The sequence below is a fragment of the Alkalibacterium thalassium genome, from assembly GCF_900101165.1.
GTDB lineage: Bacteria > Bacillota > Bacilli > Lactobacillales > Carnobacteriaceae_A > Alkalibacterium > Alkalibacterium indicireducens.
Genome location: NZ_FNFK01000022.1, coordinates 21,732 through 30,491, shown reverse-complemented (window position 1 = coordinate 30,491; position 8,760 = coordinate 21,732). Strand labels below are relative to the sequence as shown.

Annotated in this window: 6 protein-coding genes, 1 tRNA gene and 1 pseudogene; 6 read left to right on the top strand and 2 right to left on the bottom strand. The window is 41.8% G+C overall.

What is annotated here, in order from left to right; all coding sequences use genetic code 11:
- Positions 1 to 283: pseudogene (locus BLR76_RS06295) on the bottom strand (hypothetical protein); the annotation flags it as partial.
- 223 nt (positions 284 to 506) lie between these two features.
- On the opposite strand from BLR76_RS06295, the gene BLR76_RS06290 reads away from it, so the two are divergent.
- Both BLR76_RS06290 and BLR76_RS06285 read left to right on the top strand, forming a co-directional pair.
- Positions 507 to 2,438, top strand: coding sequence for a fructose-1,6-bisphosphatase (locus tag BLR76_RS06290; RefSeq protein WP_091266900.1), 1,932 nt, complete (start codon positions 507 to 509; stop codon positions 2,436 to 2,438).
- A gap of 630 nt (positions 2,439 to 3,068) precedes the next feature.
- On the top strand, positions 3,069 to 4,175 hold the full coding sequence (locus BLR76_RS06285) for an IS4 family transposase (protein WP_091266899.1): 1,107 nt from the start codon (positions 3,069 to 3,071) through the stop codon (positions 4,173 to 4,175).
- A 176-nt stretch (positions 4,176 to 4,351) separates the two neighbouring features.
- Here BLR76_RS06285 and BLR76_RS06280 read toward each other — a convergent pair whose 3' ends face one another.
- Complete coding sequence (locus tag BLR76_RS06280) at positions 4,352 to 5,644, bottom strand: hydroxymethylglutaryl-CoA reductase, degradative (protein WP_091266896.1); 1,293 nt, start codon at positions 5,642 to 5,644, stop codon at positions 4,352 to 4,354.
- Positions 5,645 to 5,785: 141 nt separating this feature from the next.
- Between BLR76_RS06280 and BLR76_RS06275 the strand changes: the two genes are divergently transcribed.
- The 4 genes from BLR76_RS06275 (at position 5,786) to BLR76_RS06260 (ending at position 8,730) form a co-directional block, all read left to right on the top strand.
- A tRNA-Val gene (locus tag BLR76_RS06275) sits at positions 5,786 to 5,858 on the top strand.
- Positions 5,859 to 6,214: 356 nt separating this feature from the next.
- Positions 6,215 to 6,640, top strand: coding sequence for a DUF6773 family protein (locus tag BLR76_RS06270; RefSeq protein ID WP_091266894.1), 426 nt, complete (start codon positions 6,215 to 6,217; stop codon positions 6,638 to 6,640).
- A gap of 96 nt (positions 6,641 to 6,736) precedes the next feature.
- Positions 6,737 to 8,485, top strand: a complete 1,749-nt coding sequence (locus BLR76_RS06265; protein ID WP_091266891.1) for a sensor histidine kinase — start codon at positions 6,737 to 6,739, stop codon at positions 8,483 to 8,485.
- On the top strand, positions 8,482 to 8,730 hold the full coding sequence (locus tag BLR76_RS06260) for a LytR/AlgR family response regulator transcription factor (RefSeq protein ID WP_091266885.1): 249 nt from the start codon (positions 8,482 to 8,484) through the stop codon (positions 8,728 to 8,730). Before BLR76_RS06265 ends, BLR76_RS06260 begins: the two co-directional genes overlap by 4 nt.
- The last annotated feature ends 30 nt before the right edge of the window (positions 8,731 to 8,760 follow it).

Here is an 8,760-nt window from a genome sequence, read left to right as displayed (position 1 = left end):
CTTCAGAAGATGACTTGTGGCGACGAACAGGTTTGATCGATTTACCTGCTTCCACGGCCTGTTTTAGAAGGTATTTATAGTCCGCCCGTTCAATCTTTACAACTTTCGGTGGGTCATCAAGGGTCAATTTGTTGTAATCAAGCTTTGTGATATCGGTCCCTTTAGGTGGTCGATTATCCGCATCTTCAAGCCAAGTAATATAATCGTTTAAAAGTTGAATTAAACTGTTTTGCCACTTGATTTTATTAACTAAATACATGATAATCTGAAGTAGATTAGGCATCTCTTTTCACTCCTTAAGTGATGAATGTTTGTTTTAGTGAACTTCATTTTATCAGATTAAGGGGGGAAGAGGTGCCTTTTTGTATTTTAATTGATAGAGCAACGATAGTTGCATTAAAACAACACGAAAAAACAAAAAAATTGGTAATTACTAGCGATTCTGGTCGCCATGGTGTATGTTGGAAAAGAGGAAGACTAATTCGTTTGAAAAAGGCGGGGAACCCATGAAAGAGGAAAAATACTACGAACTGCTCAAGAACAGTTTTAAAACAAAGAGTGAAATCTATACGGAGCTGATCAATCTGGAGGCGATTCAAAGTCTGCCTAAAGGAACGGAATTGTACCTGTCTGATGTGCATGGGGCTGACTTGGCGTTCGATCATATTCTGCGAACGGGCGCTGGAAATGTTCGTGAGAAAATCGGCAACTGCTTCAGTGACAGCTGGGATGTTGAACGGATGGACCGCTTCAATCTGCTGATCAGCTATCCTGATCAGACGCTTGATGACGATGAAGGAATTTTTGAAAAGGATTCAGACTGGTACAAGCAGACAATCAGAGACCTGATCACATTTATGCAGTTCTGTGCAGTTAAATATACCCGGTCCAAGTTGAGAAAAGCACTTCCTGAAAGATATACTTATATAATAGAAGAACTTCTCTACACTGATCTCTCTCAAGGAGAGAAAGATGTCTACTATAACAATATTTTGAGCCGACTGATCAGTCTAAATCAGGCTGAACCGTTCATTTCTGCATTGTGTCAGGTCATTCAGCGGCTGGTTATTGATCATCTTCATCTCGTAGGTGACTTGTTTGATCGGGACTGTGGAGAACAGTTAGTTATGGATCGACTGATGGCGCATCATTCTGTTGATGTGCAGTGGGGCAATCACGATATTCTGTGGATGGGGGCCATGTTCGGATCGAAGGCCAATCTCATCACACTGCTTCGAATTGCTGCACGGTATGGCTACTTGTTCGAACTTGAAAAAGCATATGGTCTGAATCTCAGGCCCCTTTTCTTGTTTGCCGACAGCCATTACGAAAGCAAAGATGCGTTTCGGCCCAAGGAAGGCCCTTCAGAACATGTCTTTCGGGAAGAAAGCAGAGAACTGCTGACGAAAGTTCACGAAGCACTGGCTGTCATTCAATTTAAACTGGAAGGACAGATCATTAAACGCCGACCGTCTTATGATATGGCGGACAGGCTGCTTCTGAATGAGATCGATAGAGAGAACGGAACGATAACGATTGACGGACACGTCTATGATCTCTCTAATTTTCCATATGATCAGTTCGATCCAGACGATCCCTATCAGTTATGCGATGAAGAAAAGTATAGTGTACAGACACTGATGGAGAGTTTTCAGCACTCAGAAAAACTTAACCGATACACTGATTTTCTGCTTGATAAAGGCAGTATGTATCTAATTTACAATGATCACCTTCTTTATCATGGCTGCCTGCCACTCACGGTGGATGGAGAACTGGACAGTTTTTCATTTGAAGGAGAGGAGTTGTCCGGGCGTCAGATGCTTGATGCCTTCGACACATATATAAGGAAATCAGCCGCAGACAGATCGGTGACTGACGATTATGCGACTGATTTACTCTGGTACGCCTGGTGCGGGAAGAAGTCTCCCCTGTTCGGAAGGGACCGGATGACTACATTCGAGCGTTATTATATTACTAACTCGGATACCCATAAAGAGAATCGGAACCCGTATTTTCAGTTGAGAGACAACAAAGCCGTCATGAGTCACATCTTGAAATCATTCGGCTTGAGTCATGAACGCTCCACCATCATCAATGGCCATACACCTGTGAAGGTCAAGAAGGGAGAATTGCCGGTGAAAGCTGACGGGAAGCTGATCGTCATTGATGGCGGAATGAGTGCAGCTTATCAGGAAGCTACGGGAATTGCCGGCTACTCACTGATCAATAATTCATACGGCTTTCAACTCGTCACTCATCAGTCGTTTGAATCGGTCGAGAAACTTTTTGAAGATTTGAGAGATGATACGCAGTTGAAGCAGGTAATAGATGAGAAGAGAGAGAGGAAGCTGATCAGAGATACGACAATCGGCGAAGGTCTACAGGAGCGGATTGATGATCTGCAGGCGCTGTTGGTATACCTGACCACTAGAACCTGACCGGATATACTGTGATCTCCACCGGTTAATACTGTATCGAATTGTTATGTCTCGAAGTTTCCTGGTTTTTTTTGATATATTCTGGTTATGACAGCAGTGCGCACACGTACACTGAGACTTTGGATACATCGATCTGGTTTTCAAATTGACTGATATTAATGATCCGCGGCCTTTTCGCAGACACTCTCAAGGAACATTTGTCGTGTCCATCGTTGAGTCGTATCGAACCAGTCGCTTCGTCACAGCTCGTCATTAATAATGATTGCTACAAGGACCTCCTTTAAAGACATGCGGAACGATCGAACAGGCTGAGGATGTGGCTGGTCTGGCCAGTAAAGAGGATGATCCGTAGGAGAGCGTGATTGGTCTTAAAAATCATGGACTGATAATTACAGAAAACTGATCTGGACCGACCGTTTCCTTATATTTATCTAAACGTCTGTTGGGAAAAGATGTATTGAAAACACGTCAGTTTTATAAAGAGTGTCCTTTGAAAGTCTGAAGGGCACTTTTTGTTTTAAATAGATACACTAGTGTTGCATTAAAATATTAAACTGTTCCATGACATTAAAAAATCCTTTATACTAGTACTTGGATGACTTATCCAAGACCAATACAAAGGATCTACGCATGGATAAGTATAAAACAAAAATGACCATAAATAAATGGTTTTCGTCTATTAAGTTAGAACAATTAAGCTCTGATTCTCGTCAAGCCATTGAACAATTTGATCGTTACGCAAAGAAATTGACATTTATGAAAGCCATAAAGCTCTTTTTGTATGCCATCAATGATGAAACGGAAAGTTTACGACACTTAAATCAGCAACTTGTCAATCCGAATTTAAAAAAAGTGATGGGGATAGACTCTATCAGTTACTCTCAGCTTTCTCGTGCTCTACGAGCACTTGAACCAAGTGTATTACTGGAAATTTTTAATCATTTACTTTCTCTCGTGCATAAAAAGACGGAGATAAAATCGAAAGAAAAACTCTATCTCATTGATTCCTCAACTTTTTCATTTAGCAAAAATTCCTATCCGTGGGCACATTTTCGACCGACAAAAGCGGGAATAAAGTTACATTTAAAAGTCTGCTTTATGAATGAAAGTTGGGTGCACCCTGAACAATTTGAAGTATCTCCTGCTTCTGAACATGATCATGAGCACTTAGATGTCTTTATTAATCAGCCACTGGCTACATACATTTTTGATCGTGGGTACCTTGATTTCGCTCAATTTGATCAAATGCATTGGGATGGATATTTCTTTGTTTCTCGAATTAAGAAAAATACGAAGGTACATGTGCAAGCCCATCTAGCCGTTCCTAAAGGAACGGGTATTATCAGTGATCAATTGGTTCAATTGGGGAGTCAAGTTTACTTGACGAGTCTCTTTCGGCTTGTGACGATAGAAAGAAAGCAGCAGGCCAATCTAAGGATTATCACCAACCGCATGGATGTATCAGCTGAAGAGATTAGCAAAATGTATCAATCACGGTGGCAGATCGATTTATTTTTCAAGCATATCAAGCAACACATGACGATTAAAAACTACTTTTCAAAGTCAGAAGAAGGTGTAGAAAATCAAGTCATACTGGCACTGATTGTCTACTTACTGACCTTACTCATCAAGCTTGAATTGGACTTAAAACAAACAGTTTTCCACGTTTTAAGGCATTTACGAGCGTTACAGTATGAACCGTTCGAATTATTTAAGGCAATATTCGAACCTGACTAAGTGAAAGAAGTCGGAAATCGATTTAGCCACAACTGAATAAGTCAAAAAAATTCTGAAAAAAGTCATCCGCTGCGCCAGCATTTGACTTTTTTGAAATTTTTAACGAACACTACATGTGATTTGATTAACAATCATCAAGTAACAGTGATTTTCAGTTTTATGCAACACTAGTGATCTTACTTAAAAAAATCTTTTAGTATCTCCTTAGCTGTCGCTAAATTCATATGTGGCGCCTGTTTCAGCAAATCAGCTACTTGCTGAACCTGCTCCCCTTTAGCTCCCGCACTAATGGCAAGAGACCGGGCGTGCAGTCCCATGTGGCCTTTTTGAATGCCGTAAGTCACCAAGGCTCTGACAGCTGCAAGGTTCTGAGCCAGACCAACTGAAGCCAGGATACCGGCCAGTTCATTGACGTTTGGATGCCCTAGGATAGTATGAGACAACTGAGCGGCTGGATGAATCGAGATAGCACCGCCTACTGTCCCAATTGGTAGAGGAAGAGTGAGTGAACCGACCAGGTCGCCTTGCTCATTCTTCTCCCACGTCGTCAGAGAACGGTACTGTCCGCTTCGGCTCGCATAGGCATGAACGCTAGCCTCGACTGCGCGCCAGTCATTTCCTGTGGCGGCAACCACGGCGTCCACCCCATTCATGATGCCTTTATTGTGAGTCACGGCACGATATGGATCTATCGTCGCTACCTGAGTGGCTTCAATGATGCGGTCTCTGACTTCTTCACCAGTGTATTTTCCGGTCTTTAACGCGTGTGCCGGGATGACACATTGAGAAGTCGCTAAACTTTCTGTCGCATAATTGGAAAGGATGCGAAGCAGGGCAGTCCCGCCAGTCAGTTCTTCAATATAAGGAGCAATGCCTTCCATCATCGTGTTAATGATGTTAGCCCCCATAGCTTCTTTCGTATCGATATGCAGATGAATAGAAAGGAAAGCATGGAAGTCGGGCTGATCTGTATCTTCCAGAATACGCACAATCAAATCTCGGGCTCCACCACCTCGTTTAACGATAGAAGGGTGAGCTTCATTTGCTCGATCTAGAATGGCCTGTTTCGCATTCAGGATGATTTCTCTGGCCTCAGCCATGTTGTCGACGTGCTTCAAGGTCACCTGACCGATGGCTTGTCTGTCTGGAACGTCCGTTGAAAAGCCGCTTCCGGTACTGATGATTTTAGCCGCAAAACTGGCCGCAGCAATAACGGACGGCTCTTCAATAGCCATTGGAATCACTTTGTTTGTGCCATCAATTACGAAATTCATGGCAACCCCAAGAGGAAGGGAGTAGTTGCCCAGATGATTCTCGATCATATTGCTGCCTGTTTCAAGGTTCAGATCCAGGTTATTTGATAAAAGCGTCTGTTTATCTTCATCTGAAATGACACCCGCTTCGAATAGTGCATCGATTTTTTCTTCGTGTGATTTTTTATAAAATTTACTCAGTTTAGTTGTATCCATTACACCGGTTCCTTCCTGATTCTCTCCTAACCATTATGAACGAATTTACCGTAAAAGAAAAGGAAGGACTGTTTAAGATTGAAATCTTGTTTACAAAGTAGGCAAAATCTAGTATACTCTTATTAGTAATGACCCAATAACGGTTCTTTAGCTCAGTTGGGAGAGCACTACCTCGACAAGGTAGGGGTCACTGGTTCGAGCCCAGTAAGGACCATAAGAGATTTGTATCGGATGATCTGCACAGCTAGTGTGCAGGTCTTTTTTGTATGTTAGGGTTAAACTGATGATAGGCGTCCGATGCTTCTGTGGCATTATTTGTTTAGTGCCAGACCACTCGATGGCTCCCGTGACCTTATTTCATCTTAAATGATGATTTTTGAAAGTCGAAATACTTTAATGTAAGCTAAATTTAGATCTTGCGACCAACTCGAGATGAAAAGAAGCAATGAGTGGGCTCTAAGACGCATCTTGCGACCAACTCGAGACGAAAAGAAGCAATGAGTGGGTTCCAAGAACTAACTTATGATAAATTCGCTCCGATAAGCGGCAATTAGCTCGAACAATCAAAGTTTGAAAATAAAAGATGAAAGATTATACATACACTATCTGAAAATAAGCCGGGTAATACTTATCATTCAAACATTTGAAATTTTGGCTATATTAGCCTATGAGGTTGCGACACTAGGGTTCAGTCAGGCGAGAGAAAACCCGTTGTGGTTTCTGATGATAGCGACAGGCGCAGTCTATGCCTATCTTCAGTCCAGTATCAGTATCGATCAGGAGTCAAATAAAGTAAATTCTAAAAAATCTTTAATGATAGCCTTGAGCATAGTCGGAGTGATTGCTCTAGTACTTGGTTTGGCTTCGGCTATGACCGACGGAGGAACACCAGTAAATGGACTTATTCTTGGTCTGGTCTTCTTTGTATGTGGATTAGTTCCGTCTGTCTATATCTACAATCTGCGAAAAGAGCGTGAGGATGATACAGTCGATTAGAAATGAAAAAATTTAGCATCATTCTTCAGTTTATTTATGGGATCAGTTTCTAGTCTGCCTGTGTTAAACTATACTAAAAATGAAAGGGGGATGTCTTTGGGTACTCTATTTATATTGATGCTTGAGCGTGTTGGACTGATAATCGTATTGGCATATGTTCTGTTAAGCATACCTTACTTCAAGAAGGTCCTAAAAGAAAGAAATCGCTGGAGAAACAAACTGCAATTGATGATCATATTCAGCTTATTTGCCTTCATATCAAATTTTACTGGGGTTGAAATCAGTGGAGATCAGCAAATTGTGAATCAGCTGTTTATCCCGTTGGATGTTACTTCTTCCCTGGCAAATACTCGTGTTTTGACTATCGGGGTATCTGGTCTGATCGGAGGGACACCAGTTGGGCTGGTTGTGGGCCTAGTCTCTGGTTTTACACGTTATCTTCAAGGGGGCAGTGATCCGCATATCTACGTTATATCTTCTACACTAATTGGTTTACTCTCAGGATTGTTCGGCAAGGCATCGATCGAAAAGATGGTTTTTCCATTGCCAATTAAGGGTGTTTATATTGGTGCGCTTACAGAAATGGTTCAGATGGCAGCGATTCTCATGCTAAGCAGCAACTTTATTCAAGCCTGGCAATTAGTTCAGCTGATTGCACTCCCGATGATTTTGACAAACAGCATAGGGATGGCTCTTTTCCTTTCGATTATTCAATCCTTCAATAAACTTGAGCAGGAGACAAAAGCCGTTCAGACACATGCTGTGCTGGATCTGGCGGATACGACCTTGCCCTATTTCAGAGCAGGTTTAACCGAGGAAGCAGCGGGGCAAGCAGCTAAAATCATTCTCGATACAATGAAGGTTTCTGCAGTCAGTATCACTGACACGGAAAAAATTGTGGCGCATGTGGGAGCTGCAAGTGATCATCATAAGCCGCCACATTTGATTTTGACTGACCTGTCTAAAGAAGTGATCCAGACAGGTGATGTCAAGGAGGTTCATTCACGCACAGAAATTGGTTGTCATGTTAAAGATTGTCCGCTTGAGGCCGCAATTGTGATACCCCTGACTGTGAGAGACAATGTACGTGGGACCTTGAAGTTCTACTTTACTGATCATAATGATCTGACTTATGTCGAAAGACAATTGGCAGAAGGTCTAGGTAAAATTTTCTCTAGTCAGCTGGAATTTGGAGAAGTGGATCTTCAGAAGCGATTGCTTCAGGACGCGGAAATTAAGTCACTACAAGCTCAAGTCAACCCTCATTTCTTTTTCAATGCATTGAATACCATTTCTGCCTTGATTAGAATAGACAGTGAGCAAGCGAGAGATTTATTGTTTCAGCTGAGTGCATTTTTCCGTTCCAATCTTCAGGGTGCGAGAGAAAATCTCATAACGATTGAAAAAGAACTGGAACAAGTCGATGCCTATTTAAGTCTGGAACAGGCCCGTTTTCCGGATCGATTTACCGTGGTCAAAGACATTGATGACTCGGTTAAAGGGTATTCAATTCCCCCTTTCATGATTCAAATATTAGTAGAAAATGCATTAAAACATGCTTTTAAAGGAAGAAAAAGCGACAATGAGGTTGTCATTAGAATAGCCAGTCAAGAAGACAAGGTTGAAATAAGTGTAGAAGATAATGGTACAGGTGTGAAAGAAGCTGTCTTAAAAGATCTGGGGATCAGAAAAGTGGCTTCAGATGAAGGCACGGGTTCTGCCGTGGAGAATTTAAATAAACGGCTTGTCAGTTTGTTTGGAAAAGAATCAGGGCTTCAGATTCAAACAGGTGAGACAGGAACTGTTTTAAAAAGTCACATTCCTAAGAAAAGGGGTCTCCAATGAATATACTGATTGTGGAAGATGAATACTTGGCAAGGGCCGAATTAAGTCATCTATTGAAACAAGATTCAAGAGTGGCTCATGTAGAAGAAGCCGACTCGATTCAGGATGCTATGAAAATCATGCTTACTCAGTCAATCGATATTACTTACTTGGATATTCATTTGACGGATGAAAGTGGAATGGAGCTGGCTGATCTCATCAATGAAATTCCAGATCCGCCGGTTATTATATTTGCGACGGCGTAAGATCAGTACGCACTCAAAGCTTTTGAAAAA

What these genes read in the sequence shown, in the direction of transcription:
- BLR76_RS06290 (WP_091266900.1), top strand. Translation starts at nt 507, where the DNA reads ATGAAAGAGGAAAAATACTACGAACTGCTCAAGAACAGTTTTAAAACA.
- BLR76_RS06285 (WP_091266899.1), top strand. Translation starts at nt 3,069, where the DNA reads ATGGATAAGTATAAAACAAAAATGACCATAAATAAATGGTTTTCGTCT.
- BLR76_RS06280 (WP_091266896.1), bottom strand. Translation starts at nt 5,644, where the DNA reads ATGGATACAACTAAACTGAGTAAATTTTATAAAAAATCACACGAAGAA.
- BLR76_RS06260 (WP_091266885.1), top strand. Translation starts at nt 8,482, where the DNA reads ATGAATATACTGATTGTGGAAGATGAATACTTGGCAAGGGCCGAATTA.